General features: G+C 45.5%; 22 protein-coding genes. 10 read left to right on the forward strand and 12 right to left on the reverse strand.

Annotation, left to right across the window (positions count from 1 at the left end):
- Positions 1–34 precede the first annotated feature (34 nt).
- Positions 35–910, forward strand: a complete 876-nt coding sequence (locus tag JMA39_RS01940; RefSeq protein ID WP_202720148.1) for a putative ATP-dependent zinc protease — start codon at positions 35–37, stop codon at positions 908–910.
- A gap of 81 nt (positions 911–991) precedes the next feature.
- Here JMA39_RS01940 and JMA39_RS01945 read toward each other — a convergent pair whose 3' ends face one another.
- Positions 992–3,601, reverse strand: coding sequence for a PDC sensor domain-containing protein (locus JMA39_RS01945; RefSeq protein ID WP_202720149.1), 2,610 nt, complete (start codon positions 3,599–3,601; stop codon positions 992–994).
- A gap of 192 nt (positions 3,602–3,793) precedes the next feature.
- Positions 3,794–5,290 (reverse strand): methyl-accepting chemotaxis protein, encoded by a 1,497-nt coding sequence (locus JMA39_RS01950; RefSeq protein ID WP_202720150.1) that lies wholly within the window; start codon positions 5,288–5,290, stop codon positions 3,794–3,796.
- A gap of 442 nt (positions 5,291–5,732) precedes the next feature.
- Between JMA39_RS01950 and pheS the strand changes: the two genes are divergently transcribed.
- The 4 genes from pheS (at position 5,733) to lpxM (ending at position 10,437) form a co-directional block, all read left to right on the forward strand.
- Entirely contained in the window at positions 5,733–6,716 is a 984-nt protein-coding gene (gene pheS, locus JMA39_RS01955) for a phenylalanine--tRNA ligase subunit alpha (protein WP_202720151.1), read from the forward strand.
- A gap of 16 nt (positions 6,717–6,732) precedes the next feature.
- A complete protein-coding gene (pheT, locus tag JMA39_RS01960; RefSeq protein WP_202720152.1) occupies positions 6,733–9,120 on the forward strand; it encodes a phenylalanine--tRNA ligase subunit beta in 2,388 nt (795 codons plus the stop codon).
- A gap of 4 nt (positions 9,121–9,124) precedes the next feature.
- Positions 9,125–9,421 (forward strand): integration host factor subunit alpha, encoded by a 297-nt coding sequence (gene ihfA, locus JMA39_RS01965; RefSeq protein ID WP_012142935.1) that lies wholly within the window; start codon positions 9,125–9,127, stop codon positions 9,419–9,421.
- Between the two features lie 77 nt (positions 9,422–9,498).
- A complete protein-coding gene (gene lpxM, locus JMA39_RS01970) occupies positions 9,499–10,437 on the forward strand; it encodes a lauroyl-Kdo(2)-lipid IV(A) myristoyltransferase (RefSeq protein WP_202720153.1) in 939 nt (312 codons plus the stop codon).
- 152 nt (positions 10,438–10,589) lie between these two features.
- Here the strand turns inward: lpxM and JMA39_RS01975 are convergent, their stop codons facing one another.
- The 9 genes from JMA39_RS01975 to hisG all read right to left on the reverse strand — a co-directional run bounded on the left by JMA39_RS01975 (position 10,590) and on the right by hisG (position 19,336).
- Entirely contained in the window at positions 10,590–11,693 is a 1,104-nt protein-coding gene (locus JMA39_RS01975; protein WP_202720154.1) for a phosphoribosylaminoimidazolesuccinocarboxamide synthase, read from the reverse strand.
- A gap of 241 nt (positions 11,694–11,934) precedes the next feature.
- Complete coding sequence (hisIE, locus tag JMA39_RS01980) at positions 11,935–12,576, reverse strand: bifunctional phosphoribosyl-AMP cyclohydrolase/phosphoribosyl-ATP diphosphatase HisIE (protein WP_202720155.1); 642 nt, start codon at positions 12,574–12,576, stop codon at positions 11,935–11,937.
- A gap of 51 nt (positions 12,577–12,627) precedes the next feature.
- Positions 12,628–13,401, reverse strand: coding sequence for an imidazole glycerol phosphate synthase subunit HisF (hisF, locus tag JMA39_RS01985; protein ID WP_202720156.1), 774 nt, complete (start codon positions 13,399–13,401; stop codon positions 12,628–12,630).
- Positions 13,383–14,120: a 1-(5-phosphoribosyl)-5-[(5-phosphoribosylamino)methylideneamino]imidazole-4-carboxamide isomerase gene (gene hisA / locus JMA39_RS01990; RefSeq protein WP_202720157.1), complete on the reverse strand. Its 738-nt coding sequence runs from the start codon at positions 14,118–14,120 to the stop codon at positions 13,383–13,385. Before hisA ends, hisF begins: the two co-directional genes overlap by 19 nt.
- Positions 14,117–14,860, reverse strand: coding sequence for an imidazole glycerol phosphate synthase subunit HisH (gene hisH / locus JMA39_RS01995; RefSeq protein WP_202720158.1), 744 nt, complete (start codon positions 14,858–14,860; stop codon positions 14,117–14,119). The genes hisA and hisH overlap by 4 nt, the downstream gene beginning before the upstream one ends.
- A complete protein-coding gene (gene hisB / locus JMA39_RS02000; RefSeq protein ID WP_202720159.1) occupies positions 14,857–15,936 on the reverse strand; it encodes a bifunctional histidinol-phosphatase/imidazoleglycerol-phosphate dehydratase HisB in 1,080 nt (359 codons plus the stop codon). The genes hisH and hisB overlap by 4 nt, the downstream gene beginning before the upstream one ends.
- A gap of 99 nt (positions 15,937–16,035) precedes the next feature.
- The gene (gene hisC, locus JMA39_RS02005) at positions 16,036–17,103 is read right to left on the reverse strand and encodes a histidinol-phosphate transaminase (RefSeq protein WP_202720160.1); all 1,068 of its coding nucleotides are present in this window, start codon (positions 17,101–17,103) and stop codon (positions 16,036–16,038) included.
- Positions 17,100–18,431, reverse strand: a complete 1,332-nt coding sequence (hisD, locus tag JMA39_RS02010; protein WP_202720161.1) for a histidinol dehydrogenase — start codon at positions 18,429–18,431, stop codon at positions 17,100–17,102. The genes hisC and hisD overlap by 4 nt, the downstream gene beginning before the upstream one ends.
- A 5-nt stretch (positions 18,432–18,436) precedes the next feature.
- Positions 18,437–19,336, reverse strand: coding sequence for an ATP phosphoribosyltransferase (gene hisG / locus JMA39_RS02015; protein WP_202720162.1), 900 nt, complete (start codon positions 19,334–19,336; stop codon positions 18,437–18,439).
- Here hisG and JMA39_RS02020 point away from each other — a divergent pair.
- Complete coding sequence (locus tag JMA39_RS02020) at positions 19,335–19,580, forward strand: hypothetical protein (protein WP_202720163.1); 246 nt, start codon at positions 19,335–19,337, stop codon at positions 19,578–19,580. The two genes, hisG and JMA39_RS02020, sit on opposite strands and share 2 nt — an antisense overlap.
- A gap of 341 nt (positions 19,581–19,921) precedes the next feature.
- Positions 19,922–21,847 (forward strand): ATP-dependent DNA helicase, encoded by a 1,926-nt coding sequence (locus JMA39_RS02025; RefSeq protein WP_202720164.1) that lies wholly within the window; start codon positions 19,922–19,924, stop codon positions 21,845–21,847.
- On the opposite strand, the gene JMA39_RS02030 is transcribed toward JMA39_RS02025, so the two are convergent.
- The gene (locus tag JMA39_RS02030; protein ID WP_202720165.1) at positions 21,840–22,265 is read right to left on the reverse strand and encodes a hypothetical protein; all 426 of its coding nucleotides are present in this window, start codon (positions 22,263–22,265) and stop codon (positions 21,840–21,842) included. The genes JMA39_RS02025 and JMA39_RS02030 overlap by 8 nt on opposite strands.
- A 360-nt stretch (positions 22,266–22,625) precedes the next feature.
- On the opposite strand from JMA39_RS02030, the gene tsaB reads away from it, so the two are divergent.
- From tsaB to JMA39_RS02045, 3 genes are read left to right on the forward strand one after another with little or no spacing between them, the layout of a single operon-like run.
- Entirely contained in the window at positions 22,626–23,342 is a 717-nt protein-coding gene (gene tsaB / locus JMA39_RS02035) for a tRNA (adenosine(37)-N6)-threonylcarbamoyltransferase complex dimerization subunit type 1 TsaB (protein ID WP_202720166.1), read from the forward strand.
- A 50-nt stretch (positions 23,343–23,392) separates the two neighbouring features.
- Positions 23,393–23,701 (forward strand): hypothetical protein, encoded by a 309-nt coding sequence (locus tag JMA39_RS02040; protein ID WP_202720167.1) that lies wholly within the window; start codon positions 23,393–23,395, stop codon positions 23,699–23,701.
- Positions 23,694–24,437 (forward strand): M50 family metallopeptidase, encoded by a 744-nt coding sequence (locus tag JMA39_RS02045; RefSeq protein WP_202720168.1) that lies wholly within the window; start codon positions 23,694–23,696, stop codon positions 24,435–24,437. The genes JMA39_RS02040 and JMA39_RS02045 overlap by 8 nt, the downstream gene beginning before the upstream one ends.
- The last annotated feature ends 59 nt before the right edge of the window (positions 24,438–24,496 follow it).

Genomic DNA, 24,496 nt, shown 5'->3' on the forward strand with positions numbered 1-24,496 from the left:
TCTAGGTTTATGACTCTCATATTAAGGAAACACCATGCTTAAAAAAGCAGGATTGTGCTTATTGATTCTCACATCTTCTTTCTCCGTCATCGCGAGTGAAAAAGCGGTAATAGGTTCAACGGCCAAGATGTCGGTGGCCCATGCCGACCTTTCTTATGTTGCGCGCATCGACACTGGAGCGGTTAATACCTCACTGCACGCCTATGACATAGAGGTTGAGGGGGGCAGTGCTAAGAATATGAAAGATAACATTGGCAAGATGGTCTCTTTTACAACTGAGAATAACGCCGGTGACAAAAAACGCCTAAAAGCTAAGATAGTTAAGACCTCTACAGTGAGTAACTCCCAAGGCACTGAAACTCGCTATATGGTCGATCTAGATGTTGGCTTTAAAGGCAAAGAGCGAAAGGTTCGCGTTAACTTAAGAGATCGCAGCCACATGGATTACAAGCTCTTGATAGGCCGAAATTGGCTTAAGGGCCGTTATGTTGTCGATGTATCAGAGAAGAAGCTTATTGGCCCAACTGCGCCGATTAGCGTTGTTGAGTCAGGATTAATTTTTAAAACCCGTATCGATACCGGCGCAGTTGAAAACTCCTTACATGCCTATGATATGAAGATTGAAAATGAAGACCCCGACATGGAGAAAAATGTCGGCAAAGTGATTCATTTTACCACTGAAAATGAGAAGGGTGAGTCCCATGTGGTGAAGTCTCGTATTGTGGAAACGTCATTGATTAGAAATGCACAAGGAAGTGAGATCCGTTATATGGTCGAACTCAAAATTGGTGAACCAGGTCAAGAATACAAAGTTAAGGTTAATCTAAGAGACAGAAGTAAGATGTCTTATAAACTCTTGATTGGTCGCAACTGGCTACAAGGGCACTATATTGTCGATGTGTCGAAATAGGCCTTAGTATAAGAGCCAAGCTTTTACTGTCATCATAAAAGCGCCTACACGAATTGGTATCGTGCAGGTGCTTTTTTTATTCTAGCGATGTGATAATTGGTAGTTTACCAAGGTCTTAAAACCAGAGTCTTTCGGTAGCTCTTCTACGCTAAGCTCCCCCTGGAACTCACTTTTTAACCAGACCGAAAGCGCCGATAGGGTGCCCGTCACTTTGCCACAATCGAGTGTGCTCTGCAGCACGGCTAATTGCTCTTCATTAAAGCCTTTACCGTTATCATATATTTTCATTACGACTTGCTGAGTCTCTTTGTTTAAGCTGACCTTCATCTTTTGCGTAGAACCTTGTTGGTAAAACGCATCGGTAATGGTGTTGCTGATGGCACGGTAAAATATTAGCAGGTAGTGCCAATGGATCCCTTCAACAATGAGGCGGCTATCACTCTTAATTTCTAGTTCAATATTTTTAGCTGTTAACTTGGGTTGCAATAGGGCGACAACATGCTCAAGCAGCGACACTAAGTCGATAGGTTTAGCGATATAGTCTTGGGCAGATAACAGGTACTCTAGATGTCTGAGTCGCTCGGTTTGATTGGCTAATTTACTGTTGAAGTCGGCGATACTCAGCTCGCCACTGGCCAGACGATATGCGCTGGCCGCTAAATCATCTTGCTTTCTAAAAATCGGTTTTACTATTGCCGCGACTAAAGAGGGGTAAATAGTTTGATTTTCATGTTTCACTTTCTCAAAACTGTTTTGCCGATTGCTCTCTAATTTAGCTTGCAGACTCTCGTTCTGTAAGCGCTTATTCGTCTGCTCTAGCTTTTCGATAAAGCGGATATTATCAGAGGTCTCTTGTCTAAGTATTTCAAATTGCGCTCGCTTCTTAAGTTCTGCCTCTTTAGTTGCACTGATATCAAATGCAATTGTTCCTACAGAAGTCAGCTGTTGCTTATCGTTGAAAATAGGAAACTTAGTCACGAGATAGATATGTTGTTTCCCTTCAACAGGGAAGCTCTGCTCATAACTTAACTCAATTTTATCTTTAATCACCAGTCGATCTTTCTCTTGGTTAAGCGTGGCGATCTCTTTTGGCATAACAAGGTGATCTTTTAACCCTAAAATATTCTCTCGTTTGCGCGATAGCGTCTGGCAGAACTGGTCGTTTACTAGCGTGAGCTCTCCGTTTAAATTCTTGATAAAAATTAAATTATGAGCAGAGTTTAATACTGAGTTAAGTTGCTCTTTTTTCTCTTGTAACTCAGTTTTTGACTGCTGCTGAACATCCAATTGCTGTTCTAGTGCGAGGTTAGTCGCATCTAGGCTTGCGAGGGCGACCTCTAACTGGTGTGTCCGAGAGCTAAAGGCCTTGGCCAGCATGCCAATTTCATCATTACGGTTTGTTGCCATGAGCTCTATTTTGGCTGGATTGGAGTCATTCAAAGCGCGAACCATACGGCTAATCGGCGTGATAAACAGCTTATTCTGCACAATAAAAAGTAGCATTAGGGCAAATATTTGTATGCTAACTAAATAAATACCGACGGAGCTTGCCAATGACTGAGCATTATAGGTAATACTCGACATTGGCGTCACCAAGACGATTTTCCAGTAGGTTCCCGGCATTAAGAAAACTGTGACTATAACGGGTTCTTTAAGCCTAGGGTCGCTAGTCAAACGCTGGGTAGCAACAAGCTCTACTTGTTTGAGTTTATTATTGGCATTTTGGTTAATCAGGGCCATAAGCTTAGCGCGTTCATGTTCGGGGGCATTTTTTATCACATCAGCGAGTTGTGTATCTTCATAGGCCTTTTTGAGATCAGCCTGACGGATAAAGTCGGTATCGAGTTTTTTAATAGTCTGTTGCAGCGGGGCGAAAGAGGGATGTTCTTTGGTAAATGCACTAAAGGGCTGAAACAGGGTTTGACTATTGAGTGGTTCACCACTGTCTAAATCTGTGTCTGGATAGGATAGCAAACGGTTTTGTTGATCGAGTGCGAAGACATAACCGCCGTGGCCTGATACTGCGCTGTTAAAGAAGTTATCTAGACTCGATAGGGCGATGTCTACTGTGGATACGCCGATTAAGCGATGCTCCAGCCACATTGGAACCGATGCCGTCAGCATCGCATTCTGAGTATAGGGGTCGATATAGGACTTAGACCAGTATGTTGTATCTGTCGGGTAGTATTTAGCAGGCACGTACCAGGCTTCTTGGTAATAGGGGGAGATATTATCAGTGTTATAGTCGTTGACTTTTATCAGTTCTGAAGCAGAGTTTCGCGCCCAAAAATAGCTGTCTTTTCGTTTGCTTGGGTCAAATGCAAAGGGTTCAGGCCAAACGCCCCCTCCTAGTATCACCTCTTGTTGTCCAGGCTGTTCTAGAAGCGCAGGGATAGCAGCGTTTAATTGCTTAGGATCATGTTGGTAAAGCTCGCCTAACGCACCAATAGAAACAGCGAGGTTTTCAATTTTATTGGTTTTTTGCTGTAGCTTCGCAACGATGGTTTTACCGAGGTTTATACTTAAAAACTCTTGATTATCGATTAAGCGGTCAGTTTCAATGGATTTTAGAAACCCAACACTGGCGATAATGATGACCGCAGCCACGAGAAGTTGAACCAACATAAACTTCATCGGTAAGTTTGTGCGCCAGTCGGTTAATTTTGAACTCTGTCTATTAGGCTTTACCATGATAGTTATCTGCTCAGGTAATGAATATTCCCCTCATTTGGTATCCGTACTAAAAAAGGTATGTTTTTTATTCAGAGCTAATTATATATGGCCTGTTGTTTTTTTGTAAATGAATGCGGCTAATTGGAGGCATAAATTTCTTTTAAATCAAAAAAAAGCAGCCAAAAGGCTGCTTTTTGTCGTAGCACTGAATTATATTTTTAGGCCGATAAGCAGTTTATCTAATTGCTCTGCCGTTGCATGTAATTCGTCACAGCCCGATACCGACTGGTTTGCCGATTGTTCTACATCATGAGATTGATTGCGAATGTCCATCAGGTTGGTGGCAATCTCATTGGCAACTGCAGATTGTTCCTCGGCAGAGGTGGCAATCAGTACACTCATTTCATAAACCTTGGCGCTGTGGTGAGCTATCCCTTGGAGATCTTTACCTGTGTCTAGTACGTGCTTCTTACCTTCTTCGGCTTTCTCTACGGTACGGCTCATCACCTGCTTTAAGTTACGAGCGCCAGATTGCAGTGCCTCAATCATGGTTTTAATCTCTACCGTTGCCGCTTGCGTGCGACCAGCAAGGGTTCTCACTTCATCGGCCACCACTGCAAAGCCTCGGCCTTGCTCACCTGCTCGGGCCGCTTCAATTGCAGCATTTAAAGCGAGTAGGTTTGTTTGCTCGGAAATAGCATTAATAGTGGTGACGACCTCATCGATTTTAGCTGCATTGTCATTGAGGTTATTCACAGCTTCTGAAGCATCACCAATCTCAATTGAAAGGCCACCAATCGCTTCTACCGTGATCGCGATATCACGAGAGCCCGCATCGACCTGAACATTAGCTTCTTGAGTTTCAGTTGACGATACCTCGGCATTGCGGGCGACCTCTGAAACGGCAGCTGTCATCTGCTCCATGGCGGTTGCCAATGAGTCAATATGCTGGCGTTGATTCATCGCTAAAGATTGTCCTTCCTGTGCCGTGTTTCTGAAGGCTTGAACGACATTACGGATCTGTAAGCTGGCATTGGTCATCTCACTAACCAGTTTGTGCTGACGTTCGACTAGGGTATCGATACTAATTGCTAGAATGCTGAACTCATCTTTAACTTCGAAAAAATTAAGGCGCCCAGTGAGATCGCCTTCAGCCGCTCTTTTCAGTGCCATGACGTTGGTGTAAAGCGCTCCGCCAACAAAACTTGAAATATAGTAACTGAAGATAAGGATAATGCAGATCAATAGGGCTATTGCAATATAGGCAAGGTATTCGTTATGGCTTTCACTATTTTGCCCTGTTGTTAACACTGTGATTAGCCCCTGAGAACTCAATGGGCTAACACTCTGGATTTTATTGCCTTGAATGTTAGCTTCACCGCCTTTTGCGGCTAAGGCCGAGACTTGATGGCTTGCAGTTTGTTGCTTATAGACGGTGACTTGACCGTTTAATGCACTAAGAAATGCGTCTCTATTTTCTTCTGGAATATATTGATAGGCGGTATCGAGGGTATGACTCAGCGTTTGGTTGAAATCTTGAGTTTGTGCGACTTGGTTTTCGACTAAGTTCTGCTTGTACTCGCTGTTGAGCAGCGCCGAAAGTCCGAGAAGGGTAATAATGGGAATAATCGCTAATAATGCAAACTTTGATTTAAGGGTCATATGGATAAGGTATTTATCGACCCAACGGAACTTCACTTCTTTCATCGTATTCTCTTTTTATATTTAGCGGCGACTTAGTTATTTATCGGAAGGTCAGGGCGTTCCTTAACTATTTTTTTACGATACGCTGTCTATTTGATGACTTTTTACCCCATGACCTTCTTAAGTTATTGAATGATAATGCCTCTGAGTGATATCGATTTGTTAGAAAAACAATCCACGTAGGGCTACAAATCCAGTCACTTGAAGGTTAACTAATCTCTGTGCCTGACCGCTTATAAGTTAAGCTCTAGGTTAATCTATCACTGATTTAGTGTCTGCTTGTATAAGGACTAAGCAAAATAGGCAGTTAGCGCGTAAAAAGGTGAATTAGTCCTAGTCAAATGTCGCTGTCTAACGTAAAATTTTAGTCTTTTTCTATTTTCGCTAAGAAAATACGTTAGCCCAAAAGTCGTAGGTCTAAGACTTACTTGCACTGGAAGAGATGATGTCACAGTTAACAGAGATCGTAGAACAGGCTTTAGCCGCCATCGAAGGAGCTACAGATTTAAAAGCTCTCGATGACCTCCGTGTCGATTACCTTGGTAAGAAAGGTCAAATCACCGACATGATGAAAATGATGGGGAAACTTCCTCCAGAAGAGAAACCTGCTTTTGGTCAAGCCGTAAACCAAGCTAAGCAAGCGGTTCAAAAGCAATTATCTATTCGCATCGATGGTTTGAAAGCTGCTGAGCTTGAAGCTCAGTTGAAGGCTGAAAGCATTGACGTGAGTCTTCCGGGTCGTCGTATCGAGAACGGTGGTTTACACCCAGTTACTCGTACCATTGAGCGTATCGAAGCTTTCTTTGGTGAGCTTGGCTTTACCGTTAAAGATGGCCCAGAGATCGAAGATGATTTTCATAACTTTGATGCGTTAAACATCTCTGAGCATCATCCAGCACGTGCTGACCATGATACTTTCTACTTTAATCCGAAAGTCATGTTACGTACGCAAACTTCTGGTGTGCAGATCCGTACTATGGAGCACGAGAAGCCACCTTTACGCATCATCTCTCCAGGCCGTGTATACCGTAACGACTACGACCAAACTCATACGCCGATGTTCCATCAGGTGGAAGGTCTACTGGTTGCTGAAAACGTTAACTTTGCTGAACTTAAAGGCATCTTGCACGACTTCCTACGTAACTTCTTCGAAGAAGATTTAGAAGTGCGTTTCCGTCCTTCATACTTCCCATTCACAGAGCCTTCTGCTGAAGTGGATGTGATGGGTAAGAACGGTAAGTGGTTAGAAGTGTTAGGTTGCGGCATGGTACACCCTAACGTATTGCGTAGTGTTGGCATCGATCCAGAGAAGTACTCAGGTTTCGCATTCGGCATGGGTGTTGAGCGTCTTTCAATGTTGCGCTATGGCGTTAACGATCTACGTTCATTCTTCGAAAACGATCTACGCTTCCTGAAGCAATTTAAATAAACGGAGCTGTAATAGCATGAAATTTAGTGAATCTTGGCTTCGTGAGTGGGTTAACCCAAGCGTAAATCGCGAAGAGTTAGCACACCAAATTACTATGGCCGGTCTTGAAGTAGACGGCGTTGATCCCGTTGCAGCAGATTTTAGCGGCGTTATCGTCGGTGAAGTCGTTGAGTGCGGTCAACACCCTGATGCAGATAAACTGCGTGTCACCAAAATTAATGTCGGTGGCGAAGAGCTAATCGATATCGTGTGTGGTGCAGCAAACTGCCGCCTTGGTCTAAAAGTGGCTGTGGCTATGGTTGGGGCAGTACTACCTGGCGATTTTAAAATTAAGAAAGCCAAACTACGTGGTCAGCCATCATTTGGTATGTTGTGTTCATTCGGTGAACTCGGTGTTGACATCGAAAGCGATGGCATCATCGAACTGCCACTTGATGCACCGATTGGTCAAGACGTACGTGAATACCTAGAGCTAAACGATGCGGTTATCGATGTTGATTTAACGGCTAACCGTGCAGACTGTTTAGGTATGGCTGGTCTTGCTCGTGAAGTGGGCGTATTAAACCGTCAAGCGGTTACTGAGCCTACTTGGGATGCGGTAGAAGCAAGCATCGATGATGCTGTGACTGTAGATATCCAAGCCGAGCAAGAGTGTGGTCGTTACTTGGGCCGCGTTATCAAGAACGTAAACGTAAAAGCTGAAACGCCACTGTGGATGCAAGAGAAGTTGCGTCGTAGCGGTATTCGCTCTATCGACCCAATTGTTGATATTACTAACTACGTGTTGATCGAATTTGGTCAGCCAATGCACGCGTTTGACTTAGCGAAGTTAGAGGGTGGCATTCAGGTTCGTAAGCCTAAAGGCGAAGAGAAATTGACTCTGCTTGATGGCAATGAAATTACCATTCCAGAAGGTATGTTGATCATTGCTGACCAAGTTAAGCCATTAGCCCTTGCGGGTGTATTTGGTGGCGAGCACAGCGGTGTCACTACTGAAACCACTGATATCGTGCTTGAGTGTGCTTATTTTGCACCGTTAGCGATTTTAGGTAAAGCACGTAAGATTGGGCTGCATACTGATGCATCGCACCGTTTCGAGCGTGGTGTTGACCCTGAGCTGCAACATAAGGTTATGGATCGTGCTAGCCGTCTAGTGCTTGAGATCTGTGGCGGTGAAGCTGGCCCAGTTGTTGAAGCTAAATCTGAAGAGAATCTACCTAAGCCTGTACAGATCGTATTGCGTCGTAACAAGCTAGATAAAACTTTGGGTCATCATATCGAAGATGCCGAAGTGAAAGAAATTCTAGAGCGTTTAGGTTTCATCGTTGAAGTGAGTGAAGGTCAGTGGAATGTCACTACCGCAACTTACCGTTTCGACATGGCAATTGAAGAAGACTTGATTGAAGAAGTTGCCCGTATTTACGGTTACAACAATATTCCAAATATTGCACCTGTTGCGCAGTTAAGTATGTCTGATCACAAAGAGTCGAACATCAACATTAAGCGTGTGCGCAGCATGCTAGTGGCACGTGGCTTCCAAGAAGCTGTGACCTATAGTTTTGTTGACCCTAAGCAGCAGGAGCTGGTTCACCCAGGTGCTGAAGCTATGATTCTACCGAATCCAATTTCGGTTGAGATGTCAGCGATGCGTCTGTCGATGTTTACCGGTCTATTAACTGCGGTAGGTTATAACCAAAGCCGCCAACAAAACCGCGTAAGATTATTCGAAACGGGCCTACGTTTCGTACCAAATGAGTCTGCTGAATCGGGCGTATCACAGCAACCTATGCTTGCTGCGGTCATTGCCGGTAATCAGAATGACGAGCATTGGGCAATGGAGTCAAAAACGGTTGATTTCTTCGACCTTAAAGGTGACTTAGAAGCTGTCATCGGTTTGACTGTTGCTGACGCTGAATTTAGTTTCAGAGCAGCAACTCATCCAGCACTTCATCCGGGGCAATGTGCTGAAATCTTAAGAGATGATCGCGTAATTGGTATCATAGGTACGGTTCATCCGAGCCTAGAGAAGCCATTTGGCCTAAACGGGAAGACAATTATTTTCGAGCTAGAATTAGACGCTTTATTGCACGCTAATTTGCCGCTAGCCCAGACTGTGTCTAAGTTTCCAGCTAACCGCCGTGACATCGCTATCGTAGTTGATGACGCTGTTGCAGCGAATGATGTTGTAAAATTGATAAGAAAAGTTGGCGAAAATCAGTTGGTTGGCATAAACTTGTTCGATGTATACCGAGGTAAAGGTGTAGAGGAAGGCAAAAAGAGCCTTGCAATAGCACTCTTATTACAAGACAACGCTCGTACACTGGAAGAGAAAGAGATCGCAGAGATGGTAGAAGTTGTGGTTTCTGCTCTGAAAGACGAGTTCAACGCATCGTTGAGGGACTAAAAGTATGGCACTTACCAAAGCCGAAATGGCAGAACATCTTTTTGAAACGCTAGGCATCAACAAGAGAGTAGCGAAAGAGATGGTAGAGACGTTTTTCGAAGAAATTCGTCAAGCTCTTGAAAGTGGTGAGCAGGTCAAGCTATCTGGCTTTGGCAACTTTGACCTGAGGGACAAGAATCAAAGACCGGGAAGGAACCCAAAGACGGGAGAAGATATCCCAATTTCGGCACGCCGTGTAGTGACGTTCCGTCCGGGACAGAAACTCAAAAGCCGCGTCGAAGAGGCTAACGCAAAGAAGTAATTGCTTTAGCACTGTAATGAAGAGGCCACTCAATTGAGTGGCTTTTTCTGTTTCCATTTGCTGTAGAGGTTTTATTCTTGTCTAGAAAGCCGAAGTATTTTGACCGACGTTTTAAGCTTAGTCTGTTGCATCCAAGATATTGGCTAACTTGGGGGGCCATTCTAGTGCTGGTGGTATTTGGTCTTATGCCCGCATGGCTAAGGGATCCGATTGCTCGAGTGCTAGCTAAGTTGGTCATGAAGATTGCAAAGAAGCCAATTAAGGTTGCTAGAGCAAATTTGACCACCTGTTTTCCTGACAAATCGGTTGATGACATTGAAACGTTAGTTAAAGAGAATGTCGAAAACTTTGTGATGATCTTGCTTGCTCAGTCAGAGTTGTTACTCAAGTCTCGTGCCAATATGAGACGCAGGGTGCAGCTACATGGTTTTGAACATGTTGAAAAAGCAAGAGCAGCAGGTCAGCCAGTCATTTTTATTATGCCGCATGTTTGGGGCATTGAGTATGCAGGTTTAAGGCTTAACCTCGATTTACCCATGGTTTCTATGGCGAAAGCCCATAAAAATGAGCTGTTTAACTGGTTCAATAACCGTATGAGAAGCTCCCAAGGGGGCAATATCTATATGCGTGAAGCCGGTATTCGAGCATTGCTTGCAGAGCTTAAGCAAGATAACAGCTTTTTTTATCTACCCGATGAAGATCTTGGGCGTGATAAGAGTGTGTTTGCGCCATTTCTTGGTACCACTAAGGCGACATTGCCAGTCGTGGGGCGTTTAGCACAAGCGGGTAACGCACAAGTGATGCCGGTAAAGATTGGATATGATCAAACTAAGCGTCATTTTGATTTAACCGTTATGCCTGCAATCGAACCAGATACCATGCAGGGTAAAGAGAATGAAGCCATTGCCTTAAATAAGGCGGTTGAGCAGGTTATCTTAGCTTACCCCGAGCAGTATATGTGGTTCTTAAAGGTGCTTAAGACTCGGCCTGAAGGTGAAGCATCCATTTATAACTAGTCTGAGTTAAGCATTTCGATATTGTTTATATTTTATCTTAGGATGAGACATCGACTCACCAAAAAGCCGCAATCGATATTGCGGCTTTTTTATTGTTTAGCTGTAGTTATCAATCTAAGCCGGTAACTTCAGCTACTTAAGAAAGCACTCGACTAGACAATAAGTTGGTACTCGTCACGCAAGATATCGATGATTTCCTGCTTAGGGTTGTCACTGATCTGTAGCTTCTGACCAATGATCTTCTCAGCAATGCCCACATAAGTGTTAGAGATATCCATCATCACAGATTCTGGTAGCTTGTTATCCCTTGCAAGGGCGAAGCGCTCTTCCATACGATTCTTGTTTAACAAGATATCTGGATCCGGGAAGTGGTTAAGTAGCCACTGTCTAAAGCCTTCTTTAGATTGCTCGATGATCTTACCATCACGGTGTGATGAGCCATCCCAAATACGTGAGCTATCAGGTGTACCAACTTCATCCATATAGATAAGCTTTTCGTTGCCTGCGGCATCGTTAACATAGCCAAATTCAAATTTGGTATCGACAAAGATTTGATCGTGCTCCGCTAAAGCATCGCTAATCACATCAAAGCCTTCTCTAAGTAACTTTTCATAAAGATCGATATCAGAGAGGCGACTAAAATTAAAGCCCTCTACGTGGCGCTCAATGTCGCTACGTGAGACGTTCACATCATCGGCTTCTGGTACGCCCTCAAGACCCGTTAATACACCTTTGGTTGAAGGTGTGATCAGTAGCTCTGGTAACTTCTGATCTTTCTCAAGACCTTCAGGGATTGTGATACCACAGAATTCACGCTCGCCTTTGGTGTAAGCGCGCCACATTGAGCCAGTGATATACTGGCGTGCAATCGCTTCAATCATCACTGGGCGAGCTTTTTGCACAATCCAGACTAGTGGGTGCGGGATGTCTAGGATGTGACTATCGGCAAGTCCTTTATCTTTGAAAAGTTTAAACCAGTGATTTGAGATGGCATTAAGCGCCGTACCTTTACCTGGTACACCGTTTAGACCATTTTCACCTTGCCAAACACAATCAAATGCCGAGATACGGTCACTAATAACCATAATGGCAAGCGGTGCATCGGCTGGCACATCGTAACCTTTGTCCTTGATTAACCGCGCGCTATCTTCTTCGGTTAACCAGTAAACACTGCGCACCTTACCTGAGTGAACAGGCTTATTGGTACGAATAGGGAGGTTGTCATTTACGACTAAAACTTTATCTGCAAGATTCATAGGGCACACTTTTATAATTGAGAAGCTTAATTTTAGTGGCGCAGATTGTATCAGAAGTTGTGGAGCGCAACACTAGGACAACAAGGGTTTTACCCTTTGTAAAAACAGTGTTTTCTATAGTGCAAAATAGCGGGTTAAAGTGGGGCGTAATTGAAATATTATGCTGTTACACCTTATTGCTACCGATTAATTATCGTCAAAAGAAAAGGGCGTAAACTTAGCCTACACCCCTTCGATTAGGTTACTTAGCTTTGTTGTGCCTTTGCATCAGGTTTAAGTTGATATCTTGCATGCTTAAATCTTGATCCTCTAATAAAACCAATAGGTGGTAGATAAGATCCGATGCTTCATCTATCAGCTCTGCTTTGTCATGAGTTGCCGCAGCTAATGCCGTTTCTAGCCCTTCTTCACCGACTTTTTGAGCGATACGCTTAGTGCCTCGTTCAAATAGGTGGGCGGTATAGCTCGACTTAGGATCTTGGCCTTTGCGTGATGCGATAAGCCCCGAAAGGTTATCGATAAAGCTGTGAGCGTTACCCTCTTTCCAGCAGCTCTGTGTGCCTTTATGGCAGGTCGGCCCATTAGGGATCACTTGTACTAGCAGACTGTCGTTGTCGCAGTCAGTATCGATTGCGATTAACTCGAGGGTGTTGCCTGAGGTTTCGCCCTTAGTCCAGAGCCTTTGTTTGCTTCGGCTAAAAAAGGTCACCTGCTTAGTCGATAGCGTCTTATCTAATGCGGCTTTATCCATGTAGCCGAGCATCAATACTTTACCCGTGAGGAAGTTTTGCACTACGGCAGGGATTAACCCTTGCGTTTTTTCCCAGTCCAATAGACTAATAAGATTGCTGTCTACAGGCTTTGATTGGTCGAGCTTAGTCATATTACGTTCCTAATTTGATTAATTCGTATAAATAAATCTATTTGATTAAGCCTAAACACGAACTGCAATCTGGTTATCTTTAAGATACTGTTTTAACTCTTGGATATCGATGATCCCTTTATGAAACACGCTTGCTGCGAGTGCCGCATCGACATTAGCTTGACTAAATACATCCTTAAAGTGCGCCATGGTACCTGCGCCACCCGATGCGATTAAAGGCACATCACAAATAGCACGGATCATCGACAGCTGCTTAATATCATAACCTTGGCGTACTCCATCTTGATTCATGACGTTAAGCACGATTTCGCCGCAGCCCTGTTTCTGCACCTCTTCAACCCAATCTTGAGTGAACCATTGGGTGTCCTTGGTTGCCGCCTCATCTCCGGTAAACTGTTTGACCCAATAGCTATCGCTACTAGCGTTATAGTAAGAGTCGATACCGATCACAATACATTGGCGACCAAATTCATCTTGTAATCTTCTGATGAGACTCGGGTCGGTTAGAGCGGGGGAGTTGATAGAGATCTTATCGGCGCCAAAGGCAAGCTTTTCTCGCGCTTGTTCTATGGTGCGGATCCCGCCAGCCACACAGAAAGGAATATCGATTCGCTCAGCAACTCGGCTAACCCAAGATTTATCGATGACTCTATCATGAGCACTGGCGGTAATATCGTAAAAGACCAACTCATCAGCGCCCTCATCGGCGTAGCGTTGGGCGAGGGGCACAATGTCACCGACTATTTCGTGGTTTCGAAATTGCACCCCTTTTACCACTTTACCCTCTTTAACATCGAGGCAGGGGACTATGCGTTTGGCCAACATGTAACAGCCTCCTCAACGCTAAACTGGTTAATTAATAAAGCCTTACCTATGATAATCCCCGAGGCGCCGCTTTCCCTTACGGCGTTAACATCCTCTAAGGTAGCAATACCGCCAGAGGCCTGCCATTGAATATCTGGATAGCGTGTGGCGATCTCTTTGTAAAGCTCGGTATTCGCTCCTTGGAGTGTGCCATCACGGCTAATATCTGTGACTAAAGCATGCTTTAATCCGACCGATTTAAACTCTTCTACCAGCGACTCTAAACTCTTGCCGCCACCAGACTGCCAACCGGATACGGCAACAATCTTTTCGCCTTGTTCATTAATATTTACATCTAATGCAAGGCAGATGGCATCACTGCCATATTTAACAAACCAGCTTTTTACCAGCTCTGGCTCTTTAACGGCTAAGGAGCCAATCACCACCCGAGCAACGCCTATCTCTAGAAGCTCGCTTAACTGCGCTTCGGTGCGAATTCCTCCGCCAACTTGAATCGGTGTCTCAAGGTTTTTGACCAGCTCAGAGATTAGCGCTGTCTGACGCTTAGCGGGATCTTTTGCACCGGTTAAGTCGACGATATGCAGTAGATTGGCTCCTTGCTGCTGATAGGACTTAAGCTGATCTAACGGGCTTAAGTTAAAGGTGGTTTGCTGAGCGTAGTCACCTTGATAGAGGCGAACAACTTGGCCATCGATAAGATCAATTGCTGGAATAATCATAGCTGCGCCTCTTGCTGGCTATTAGCCAGTTTACTATTGGTTTTTTTGAAGGTTGTTCTATCCATCATCAGGAAATTTTGCAGCATTCTAGCACCTACTTTTGCACTCTTTTCTGGGTGAAACTGCAGCCCGATAAAGTTATCTTTGGCGATTGCGGCGCTAAATGTTTCCCCGTGCTGCGCAGTTGCGATGCTGTCGTCGCTGATGGGGGCGCGATAGCTGTGAACAAAGTAAACATAGCTACCCGCTTCGATCCCATCAAAAATAGGGTGAGTATTGGGCTTAATTTGATTCCAGCCCATGTGCGGCAACGGCAAACCTTGAGTGTCGAGCAAGTCAATATCGACGGGAATAATATTAAGGCATGGGCAATCATCACTTTGGTTGCCGCGCTCTTTAGATACTCGGGTTAACATCTGCATGCCTAAACACACGCCCAATAGCGGTTGTGTCAGCGTGGGAATAAGCTTATCTAAGCCTTTGACTTGCAGTGATGTCATCGCTGCTGCGGCGGTACCAACACCGGGCAAGACTACTCGCTCGGCGGCTTTAATCATCTCAATGTCATCGGTAACAAACAGTCGTTCCCGATCAAGATCGGACATCAAGCGCTCAAAGGCGTAACGCACCGAGCTTAGATTGGCGCAGCCTGTGTCGATGATAACGGTGTTACCGACAATCTCATTTTCATTGCCCAAGGCTGAATTTTCGCTCAAGGCTGTTTTATCTTGTTGGCTCATAACACACCTTTACTTGAGGGCAGCGCGTCGCCTTCTATCGCAACGGCTTGTCGTAGGGTACGACCTAGTACTTTATATAAACTCTCAACCTTGTGGTGATCGTTATCACCTTGAGTGCTTATGTGTAGGGTGCAGCGCAGGCCATCGGCAAAAGAGCGGAAGAAGTGCGGTACCATTTCCGTTGCCATTTGGCCAACGAGTTCACGTTCAAATTCACCATCGAACTTGATAAACGGCCGACCAGATAAGTCCAAAAGACAGGTTGCGCTGGCTTCATCCATAGGAATCGCTTGTTCAAACGCATTGCCAAAGCGGGCGATACCGCGTTTGTCACCTAAGGCTTGACGCAGCGCATCACCGATAGCAAGAGCGGTATCTTCAACACTGTGATGATCGTCAATTTCCAAGTCACCATCGACTTGTACATCCATCTTAAAGTTGCCGTGGGTGGATATTTGCTCAAGCATGTGGTCAAAAAAACCGATGCCAGTGTTGATGACTCCTTTGTCGCTTGAGTCTAAATCCACCGTGACACGAATATCCGTTTCTTTGGTGGTACGGGTGACGGTTGCACTACGGTTTTTATTAAGTAGCTTGTCGGCGATGGCGTTCCAGTTCAAAGTTTGTGGGTTATATTGCAAGCCTAAAATACCCATGGCATCGGCTAGGCCTAGATCGGTATGACGGTCACCGATGACTGCAGATTGGGTAAAGTCTATTTTGCCTGAGATGAGGTACTCTTTGACTAACCCCAGTTTTGGTTTGCGGCAGCTGCAGTTTTCATCATCAAAGTGAGGGCAGATCAACACATCGTCAAATAACACCCCTTGGCTGTTTAAGATCTGCATCATCATATCTTGCGGAGCGTCAAAGTCGTTTTTCGGAAATGAGGGCGTGCCTAAACCGTCTTGGTTACTGACCATCACTAAACGGAAACCAGCGTTTTGTAGTCTGAGTAACGCGGGGATCACATTGGGTTCAAACACTAATTTGGCTAAACTATCGACTTGTTTGTCTGTGACTGGCTCTTCGATAATTGTGCCATCGCGGTCGATAAATAATATTTTCTGCTTCATTGTGTGACTACCTTTCAGTTTTAGCTTGGCTAACTAAAATCAGCAAAGCTTTTGTTATTCTTATATATCAGCTAATTAAATGCTTAGTGGCCTTAGCGCTTAATCATTCTGGAATAGCTCTATGAGGTAATTAGTTTGCGCCTCGTTAGTAAAGCTAAAGCGAATGGCTTGGCTAAGGCGCGGGTCGTTATAACATCGAGCAATAACGCCTGCGGCCTCAAGCTTTTGCTGTACACCTTGTTTGTCATCAAACTGGGCAAGCACATAGTTACCGTGCGCCTTTACCACCTTGGCTCCATATTGTTGCAATGAGGCTGCTAACCTAAGGCCTTGGCGCTTCATTTCACTCACTTGCTCTACCATGGTCTCGAGTCCAGCTGCGCTCAGTGCATTGATGGCGACATCGCTGACAGGAAGGGGCACCGGATAAGGGGCAATCACTCGCATACAAATGTCGATAATATTGGGGTTTGCCAGTAAGAAGCCGCAGCGAGCACCAGCTAATGCAAAAGCCTTAGACAAGGTGCGCAAAACCACGAGATTAGCTGAGCTAGCGATTAAGTCGGCGACGCTGTACTCTGGGCTAAACTCGATATACGCCTCATCGACAACCACGATAGCATCTTGGCAGCGCTCGATAACCTCGATGATTTTATCTCGTGGGATCACGCTGCCCGTCGGATTATTAGGGTTACAGATAAACACCAGCTTAGCGCCACTGACTTGAGTCAGGTAATCAGTGGGGAGCTGAAAATCAGCTGTCAACGATAGCGCTTTTACTCCGACATTAAAGGTCTTAGCGCTGATGGCGTACATACCATAGGTAGGACCAAAGCTGGCTATGCTGTCTTGTCCCGGTACACAAAAGGCGCGAATGAGTAACTCGATGGCTTCGTCTGCGCCGCGGCTCGTGATAATGCTGTCGGCATCAACCTGACTATAGCGACTATAGGCTGCAATAAGCTCTGGCGGCTGACATTCTGGATAACGGTTTAAGCCCTCAAGCGCTCCATTGTTAAAGGGCGACTCATTCGCGTTGATCCAGATATCGCCTTGCCCCCCGATTCGTCTGGCCGACTGATAAACCTGTAGTTCGAGTAGCTCAGGTCTTGCAAGGCGTTGAGCTAAATTTAACTCACTCGTTTGGTTATTGGTTGCAGTGCTCATAACCTCTCCTCATTGGTGTCATCTGTGCTTACATTCCCTTCGTTAAGGCTTGCTAGACGGACTGCCACGGCATTCTTATGGGCCTCGAGCTGTTCAGCTGCTGCCAGTATCATCACGCTATCAGCGATAGTTTCTAGCCCCTGAGCGGTGAGCTCTTGCACCGTGAATCTGCGGCTAAAATCTGCGAGAGAGAGACTCGAAACGGTTTTGCTATAGCCATAGGTAGGCAGTACGTGATTAGTCCCGCTGGCATAGTCGCCCACCGATTCGGGTGTGTATGCGCCTAAAAATACCGAACCTGCGGCGCGAATATCATTTAAAACGGCTCTGGGATTTTCGGTTTGAATGATAAGGTGCTCAGGCCCATAAAGGTTTGAGACCTTTGCTGCCATCTGCAGATCTTCAACGATTAGAGTACGGCTGCTTTCAAGCGCAATCGTTGCAATCTCAGAGCGCGGTAGCTGCTTAAGCTGTGTTGCGAGTGCGCGATTGACCGCATCACCCAGCTCACTAGAGTCAGTAACAAGCATCACCTGAGAGTCCGCACCGTGTTCGGCCTGAGATAAAAGATCCGCGGCAATAAACTCGGGGTTCGCTTGAGCATCTGCGATGATAAGCACTTCAGACGGTCCGGCTGGCATATCAATACTGACCGTGCAGCGATTATCTTGGCTCACGGCGCGCTTTGCCTCGGTGACAAAGCGGTTACCTGGCCCAAAAATCTTATCCACCTGTGGAACAGACTCGGTACCAAATGCCAATGCGGCGATGGCTTGAGCGCCGCCGACTTGGTAGATCTCATCGATGCCACAAGCATTAGCGGCGTAGATGATGGCATCATTGATTGGAGGCGGGCTCACTAATACTCTTTTAGCACAACCCGCAATTTTAGCTGGCAGCGCTAACATGAGCACGGTAGAGATCAGCGGCGCAGTGCCGCCTGGAATATAGAGGCCAACGCGCTCGATAGGCTCGCAGCGCAGCTCGCAGCGGATCCCCGCTTGAGTCTCAATATCCACCTTGGGTTGCAGCTGCGCGTGGTGAAAACGTTCGATATTGGCCTTAGCCTGAGCGATAGCCTGTTTTAGCTCATCGGGAAGCTGTTGGCAGCTTTGCTCAATTTCTGTTGCAGTCAGCTTTAGCGTCTCTAGGCTGATGCCATCGAACTCACGGTTAAAATCCCTTAGCGCATTGTCGCCATTGGCGACGACAGCTTCGATGATCCTCGCCACGCTTTGCTCAAGAGTGCTATCGCCAATTAATGGCGAGCGCTTAAGTGCCATTAACTGCGCTTGTGGGGAGAGTGATTGCCAGTTGAGGATCTGCATGGCTTTTACCCCATCATCTTTTCAATAGGCATAACGAGAATAGAGCTAGCACCCAGTTGTGTCAGTTGCTCCATGGTGTCCCAAAATAGATCTTCGGTGCTGACCGCGTGGATGGCGACGCGGTTAGTATCGTCATTTAGTGGCAACACAGTCGGGTTCTCTGCACCAGGTAGGAGAGCAACAATCTGCTCTAGGGTTTCGGTTGGTGCGTGGAGCAGGATGTACTTGCTCTCTTTTGCACGGACCACACCATTGATCCGAGATAAGATTTTATTGATGAGCGCCTGTTTATCATCAGGCTGCGACTGAGTGGATTGGATGATGCAGGCCATAGAGCGGTAGATCACATCGGTTTCGTAGAGGCCGTTTGCCTCAAGGGTTGCACCGGTTGATACTAAGTCACAGATCCCGTCTGAAAGCCCGGCTCTTGGCGCGACTTCGACTGAGCCTTTAAGCATACAATCACGATAGTTGATGCCTTTCTGCTCCATGTAGCGGCGTAGCAGGTTTGGGTAGGAGGTGGCGATCCTCAAGCCTTCTAGTGAACTCACGCCTTGGTAATCGAACTCATTTGGCACAGCTAAAGAGAGGCGGCAAGCACCAAAATCTAATTCTCGAAGCTTAATGCATTCTGCTGGTTTGCCTAAGCTTTGACGCTCAATCTGTTCCTCTTCAAGCACATTCTCACCGATGATCCCAAGGTCGACAACACCGTCCATCACTAGACCTGGAATATCGTCATCTCTAACCCGCAGAAGGTCGATTGGCATGTTGTCAGAGTGAGCGATAAGGCGCTGTTCATTGACGTTAAATTTAACCCCGCAGGTCTTTAATAGCTTTTGTGATTCTTTCGATAAACGACCCGATTTTTGGATGGCGATGCGTAATCTATTTGACTCTGACATGGATAACTTCCTATTAGTTGATTCAAAAATTCTTATAAAACAATTTGTTAAGATAAAACCAAAAAACCCTTGGAATTCCTTCCAAGGGTTTTTGATATTTTTAAATCAACCGCCGGAAGGAAATAGTCCTTCGGCAGTGAGCTTCCGAAGGCTACCGCATATGGTGGTGATGATGGATAGTGTTCAAAAGCTGTGTCATGTTCGTTTCTCTCTATCTTTATCAAAGGGACCTGATGGTCAGTAACTGAGCGGTAGTGAATTGCGGCTTGCCCAATAGCTAAGCTGTTCGTAGTGCCTGCTCGTATAACTTAGTATTTAAACTAATCAGTTTTAAAAATGATTGCAACCTCTTATTTCGGCAGATGAGTAAACTTCATCTAAATGTCATTTTTAACTGAAATTTGATGGCAAAAATGAGGGTTTTAAGAAGCTTGTTCTAAATAAAAGACAATCGGCAGTGAGGTTTGAAACTTCACTGCCTAGGAGCAAATAAAACTAAAGCTAATCTTGCCAAGCTAATTGAGATAAACTGCACCTCACTCCATAAAGTAAGCCAAGTTGGCAAAATTAAAGGTTCGTTACCTCTTGAGCGTTAGATTAACACAACAAGTTGCTGCTGCATTTTCAAGCCAAGGTGTATTGGCTCAGTCGATAAAAGGCTTTAGTCACCGAGCTGTGCAGGCCAAGATGGCCAAGGCTGTCGCTGAGTCTATACATAGCCGCAATAACTTAGTGGTTGAGGCGGGTACAGGGGTGGGTAAAACATTTGCCTATCTTATTCCTGCGCTATTAAGTGGCAAGCAAGTGATAGTCAGCACTGGCAGTAAAAACCTTCAAGAGCAGCTGTTTTACAAAGACTTACCAGCCTTATTGTCTATGTTTGGGCTCTCGCCTAAGGTGGCTCTCTTGAAAGGGCGCAATAACTATCTGTGCCAACACCTTATGGAGAGGGAACTGTCGGGCGCAAGTTCGATGGAGACTCAGGTATTAGATGATCTTTTGCGGATCAACCAGTGGGCGGGGCAGACAACGGATGGAGATATTGGTGGCTTAACTGCGGTATCTGAAAACTCTCCCGCATTGCCGTTAATTGTCAGTAGCAAAGAAAACTGTATCGGTCAGCGCTGTGATTATTACGATGAGTGCTTTACCCGTAAGGCCCGCAATCGTGCCATGGATGCACGCATTATCGTCGTCAATCATCATCTATTTATGGCCGATCGAATCATTAAAGAAACGGGCTTTGCCGAGTTATTACCAGACTCAGATGTGGTGATCTTCGATGAGGCGCACCTGTTACCCGATATCGCCGTGACCTATTTTGGTCAGCAGTGTTCGACAAGGCAACTATCAGAGCTGTTCGATAAATTAATTGATATTTACCGTCTAGAGCTTAGGGATGCCAAGCAGATCGAGGCGCTCAGTGCTCGCTGCGCAGCGCTTTTAAATGAGTGGCATCAAGTGCTATTTGAGTTAGGTGATGGCGATTGGCGACGTTTGTTAGGTAATAAAGCGTTGTCGATTCTGTCTTGGTCATTAATCAAAGAGATTAAAGTGCTTCAGAGCCTGTTGATTGGTCATGCTGGACGCAGCGATAACCTCGATGAGGTCATCGAAAAACTTGAAGTTGTGACCAATAAGTTAGAGCTATTTTTCTTATGTGAGAACAATCAGGCTGCTTACAGTATCGACTATGGCCATCGTTATTTGGTGCTGCGTATTGCGCCAATCGATGTGGCAAAGGAGTGTCGTAAACTGTTCGACTCTAACGTTTCGTGGATTTTTACCTCCGCGACACTGCAGATTAATCGCGATCTGAGCTTATTTACTAGACAACTCGGTTTAACTCAGAGCCAAGAGATGCTATTGGAGAGTCCGTTCGATTACGCCAATAACGCGCTTTTTTGTGTGCCTCGCCACCTAGCCAGTGTGAGTAACCATCATGCGGCGCTGTCACAGTTTGTCGATGTCTGCGTTAAGGCTATTAATGCCGCGAAAGGGCGCACCTTTATCTTGTTTACGAGCCATAGAATGCTCAACCTAGTGGCTCCTGCGCTGCAAAGACGAGTAGCCTATCCACTGTTGGTGCAAGGGCAAGCGGGTAAGCAGAGTCTATTGAAAAAGTATCGCCAGCTTGGCAATGCGGTGCTGCTTGGTACTGGCGCGTTTTGGGAGGGAGTCGACGTACGTGGCCGACTGCTTAGCTGCGTGATCATCGATAAACTGCCTTTTATCTCACCCGATGATAACTTGTTTCGTGCGCGCAGTGAAAGTATCGAGCGGGAGGGCAAAGATCCTTTTAGTGAAATCTCGCTACCTCAGGCGGTGATTACCTTGAATCAGGGAGTAGGGCGCTTGATTCGAGACGAGAAAGACAGAGGCGTACTTATTTTGTGTGATAACAGAATCGTTAATAAACCGTACGGGCAAGCTTTTTTAAACTCTTTACCACCCATGGCCAGAACCCGTGATCTTGATAAGGCGACCGCATTTTTAGAGCAGATCAAGTGATCAGCAAAATAGTTAAGTAGATGGCGATCAGTAAGATGAGTGCCAATAAACAGCGCCGACGATAAGTGAGTCCCTGCGGATTGAGTAAGCTTGGAAACAGCAAAAAATTTAATGGGTTAAATAATGTTTTGTGGCTAATGATTGCAACTCCTGGGTTGCGACCGCGATAGAGCATTTTAGAGAAGTAGTACAGGAATCGAAACAGTAACACGGGAAAGCTAATGTATATAAGCAGTGTTAGTGTCAGTTCGACGCTCATCTCATACTCTGAAAAGGTTAACATCAAGCCTCTTTGCCAAGCTTCCTCAAGGCTGTTTGAAAACCAGATAAGTATAAAAATGGTCATTAACATGGAAAAAATGACAAACAGCAGTGAGTAACGAAATAGACGAAACCAATCTATGGTGATCTGCCTCATTGAGCCTCCCTTCACGCATGCCCATACATTTTATCTTGGAGGAGTTAATTAAATTTAGATTAGTTCTTCGCTTTTAGCCTAGGTTTATCTGTAAATTGTGCAGCTAATTTTGAGTGAATAATGTTGATTATGAAGTTTATCAGTTGAGCTAGTGCAGAGATTAGACTCCAAGGTCAGTAATTTGGTCTTAAGGCTTAATGCTTTGGTTTAAGTTGAGGTATAATTGCCAGAATTGACATTAACCAAGTCGTGCATTGAAGCGAATTGACTTGGTTCTTTAATCATCGCCTTTTTACTACGTGAACTTTACACCTCGTTGCGATGGTAAATCAGATAAATAATAGGTTTGGTAAGTAATTCATGACAAAAGAATCTAACGATACGACACCGCTGAGTATTCTTGCGCTCGATACCTGCACTGAGTCGTGTTCTGCAGCGGTTATCCATCAAGGTGTTGTCTATAGTGAGCAAGCCGATGCTCCGCGTGAACATAGCCAGCGCTTGTTGCCAATGGTTAAGTCGGTTTTGGCTCAAGCTCAGTTAAAGCTGCAAGATGTCGATGTAATTGCTTACGGTCGAGGCCCCGGAAGTTTTACCGGGATCCGCATCTGTACCAGTATCACTCAAGGTCTAGCCCTCGGTCAGGAACTTCCCGTCATTGGCATTTCCACTCTAGCAGCCATGGCTCAATCGGCTATCGATAAAGGGGCAAAACAAGTTTTAGCCGCTATCGATGCTCGTATGGGGGAAGTGTATTGGGGCCAATATATTGCTGTCGATGGATTAGCTACCTTAGTTAATGAAGAAGTGGTTAGTGCGCCTGAGGCGATAGTGCTAAGCTTAGATGAGTCTTCAGCTATTGTTGCCTGTGGAACTGGATTTGATGCTTATCCGCAGCTACTTGAGTTAGTGCCTGTTATGGAGCTTTGTGAAGCGGCTAAATTCCCTGAGGCTAAATTTATGCTGGCGTTGGCTCAAGATGGCGTAAATCAAGGTCATAGCACTTGCGTTGATGACTTAGCCCCCGTCTATTTACGTGATACGGTCACATGGCAAAAATTGCCGGGTAGAGAGTAGTATTACTAGGTAGAAAGCAAGCCTATATCGAGTTAATTAAGGACGATTGAATGCAGATTAACACCAATCAAGTTGTCGCTAACAAGCTTGATAGCAACAAGGCTACAGCCTCGGTACAGGCGCAAACCGTTGTTCGTGACAGTGTTGAATCTGTATTGCCTGCTAAGGCTGAACAAGCGCTTGTTTTAAATGATTATCATGAAGATGCAGCAGCCCTAAAGTCCCGTCTTGGCGCCCATATTGAGTATGAAAACCAAACGGGTGGCCAACGTGGGGCCGTTGCGGAATATCTGATTAACCAACATGCCGCAAAACGTGACGAGATCCAGCAAATGGTAGGCATAGATACTTATGCCTAGATATCAGCCTAATTCGAGCCTAGATAGTAGCTTAAGCCACTCGACGACAGTACCTGCTGCCTCAGGCGCTCCCAGTCGTACCCGTTTTTTAGTCGAACTCTTTATCGCCTTCTTAGTCACTCGCTTGCCTGTTATCAGTGTGCCGTTTAAATGGTTAGAAAGTTACTTCCACGAACTTTCCCATGGCCTAGCAACCATCATAAGCGGAGGTGCCGTTAGCCATATTGAGTTGTTTCCCAACGGCGCAGGGTTATGTTTTAGTCAAGGTGGTTGGCCATTGTTGATAGGGTTTGCAGGTTACTTTGGTGCCGCGCTGTGGGGCTACCTTATCTTTATGTTTGCAACTTGGCCCCGGGGTATTCGAGTGAGTTTCGCGATACTGGGCGGTGCCGTGGTGCTGACAACTCTGCTTTGGGCGCGAGATCTGCTTACTATTTCCATCCTTGTTACGTTAGCGGTGTTGTTTTTATTACCGCTAAAACTTAAGCAAAACCGATTTCTCGCCAGTGGCCTAAGAGTCATCGCCTTGATGATAATTCTAAATGCACTTGCAAGCCCAGTTGTACTACTTGGACTCGATGGTCAAGGTGATGCCAATATGCTGGCTCAGCAGAGTTGGCTGCCAGCTTGGTTTTGGGTTGCTATATGGCTTGCTACTAGCGCTTTGATGCTCTACCTATGTTGGCGCAGAGTCGATGGGGCGGCAGAAAGGCGCAGTAACAAGATTAAAATGTAACTCTCTGTTTATAGCGGTTGGTTTTTTGTTAACCGACTGCTAGGTTGATGCCTGTCATC

The organism is Shewanella schlegeliana (assembly GCF_016765635.1).
Lineage (GTDB): Bacteria > Pseudomonadota > Gammaproteobacteria > Enterobacterales > Shewanellaceae > Shewanella > Shewanella schlegeliana.

What these genes read in the sequence shown, in the direction of transcription:
- JMA39_RS01940 (WP_202720148.1), top strand. Translation starts at nt 35, where the DNA reads ATGCTTAAAAAAGCAGGATTGTGCTTATTGATTCTCACATCTTCTTTC.
- JMA39_RS01945 (WP_202720149.1), bottom strand. Translation starts at nt 3,601, where the DNA reads ATGGTAAAGCCTAATAGACAGAGTTCAAAATTAACCGACTGGCGCACA.
- JMA39_RS01950 (WP_202720150.1), bottom strand. Translation starts at nt 5,290, where the DNA reads ATGAAAGAAGTGAAGTTCCGTTGGGTCGATAAATACCTTATCCATATG.
- pheS (WP_202720151.1), top strand. Translation starts at nt 5,733, where the DNA reads ATGTCACAGTTAACAGAGATCGTAGAACAGGCTTTAGCCGCCATCGAA.
- pheT (WP_202720152.1), top strand. Translation starts at nt 6,733, where the DNA reads ATGAAATTTAGTGAATCTTGGCTTCGTGAGTGGGTTAACCCAAGCGTA.
- ihfA (WP_012142935.1), top strand. Translation starts at nt 9,125, where the DNA reads ATGGCACTTACCAAAGCCGAAATGGCAGAACATCTTTTTGAAACGCTA.
- JMA39_RS01975 (WP_202720154.1), bottom strand. Translation starts at nt 11,693, where the DNA reads ATGAATCTTGCAGATAAAGTTTTAGTCGTAAATGACAACCTCCCTATT.
- hisIE (WP_202720155.1), bottom strand. Translation starts at nt 12,576, where the DNA reads ATGACTAAGCTCGACCAATCAAAGCCTGTAGACAGCAATCTTATTAGT.
- hisF (WP_202720156.1), bottom strand. Translation starts at nt 13,401, where the DNA reads ATGTTGGCCAAACGCATAGTCCCCTGCCTCGATGTTAAAGAGGGTAAA.
- hisA (WP_202720157.1), bottom strand. Translation starts at nt 14,120, where the DNA reads ATGATTATTCCAGCAATTGATCTTATCGATGGCCAAGTTGTTCGCCTC.
- hisH (WP_202720158.1), bottom strand. Translation starts at nt 14,860, where the DNA reads ATGAGCCAACAAGATAAAACAGCCTTGAGCGAAAATTCAGCCTTGGGC.
- hisB (WP_202720159.1), bottom strand. Translation starts at nt 15,936, where the DNA reads ATGAAGCAGAAAATATTATTTATCGACCGCGATGGCACAATTATCGAA.
- hisC (WP_202720160.1), bottom strand. Translation starts at nt 17,103, where the DNA reads ATGAGCACTGCAACCAATAACCAAACGAGTGAGTTAAATTTAGCTCAA.
- hisD (WP_202720161.1), bottom strand. Translation starts at nt 18,431, where the DNA reads ATGCAGATCCTCAACTGGCAATCACTCTCCCCACAAGCGCAGTTAATG.
- JMA39_RS02020 (WP_202720163.1), top strand. Translation starts at nt 19,335, where the DNA reads ATGGATAACTTCCTATTAGTTGATTCAAAAATTCTTATAAAACAATTT.
- hisG (WP_202720162.1), bottom strand. Translation starts at nt 19,336, where the DNA reads ATGTCAGAGTCAAATAGATTACGCATCGCCATCCAAAAATCGGGTCGT.
- JMA39_RS02030 (WP_202720165.1), bottom strand. Translation starts at nt 22,265, where the DNA reads ATGAGGCAGATCACCATAGATTGGTTTCGTCTATTTCGTTACTCACTG.
- tsaB (WP_202720166.1), top strand. Translation starts at nt 22,626, where the DNA reads ATGACAAAAGAATCTAACGATACGACACCGCTGAGTATTCTTGCGCTC.
- JMA39_RS02040 (WP_202720167.1), top strand. Translation starts at nt 23,393, where the DNA reads ATGCAGATTAACACCAATCAAGTTGTCGCTAACAAGCTTGATAGCAAC.
- JMA39_RS02045 (WP_202720168.1), top strand. Translation starts at nt 23,694, where the DNA reads ATGCCTAGATATCAGCCTAATTCGAGCCTAGATAGTAGCTTAAGCCAC.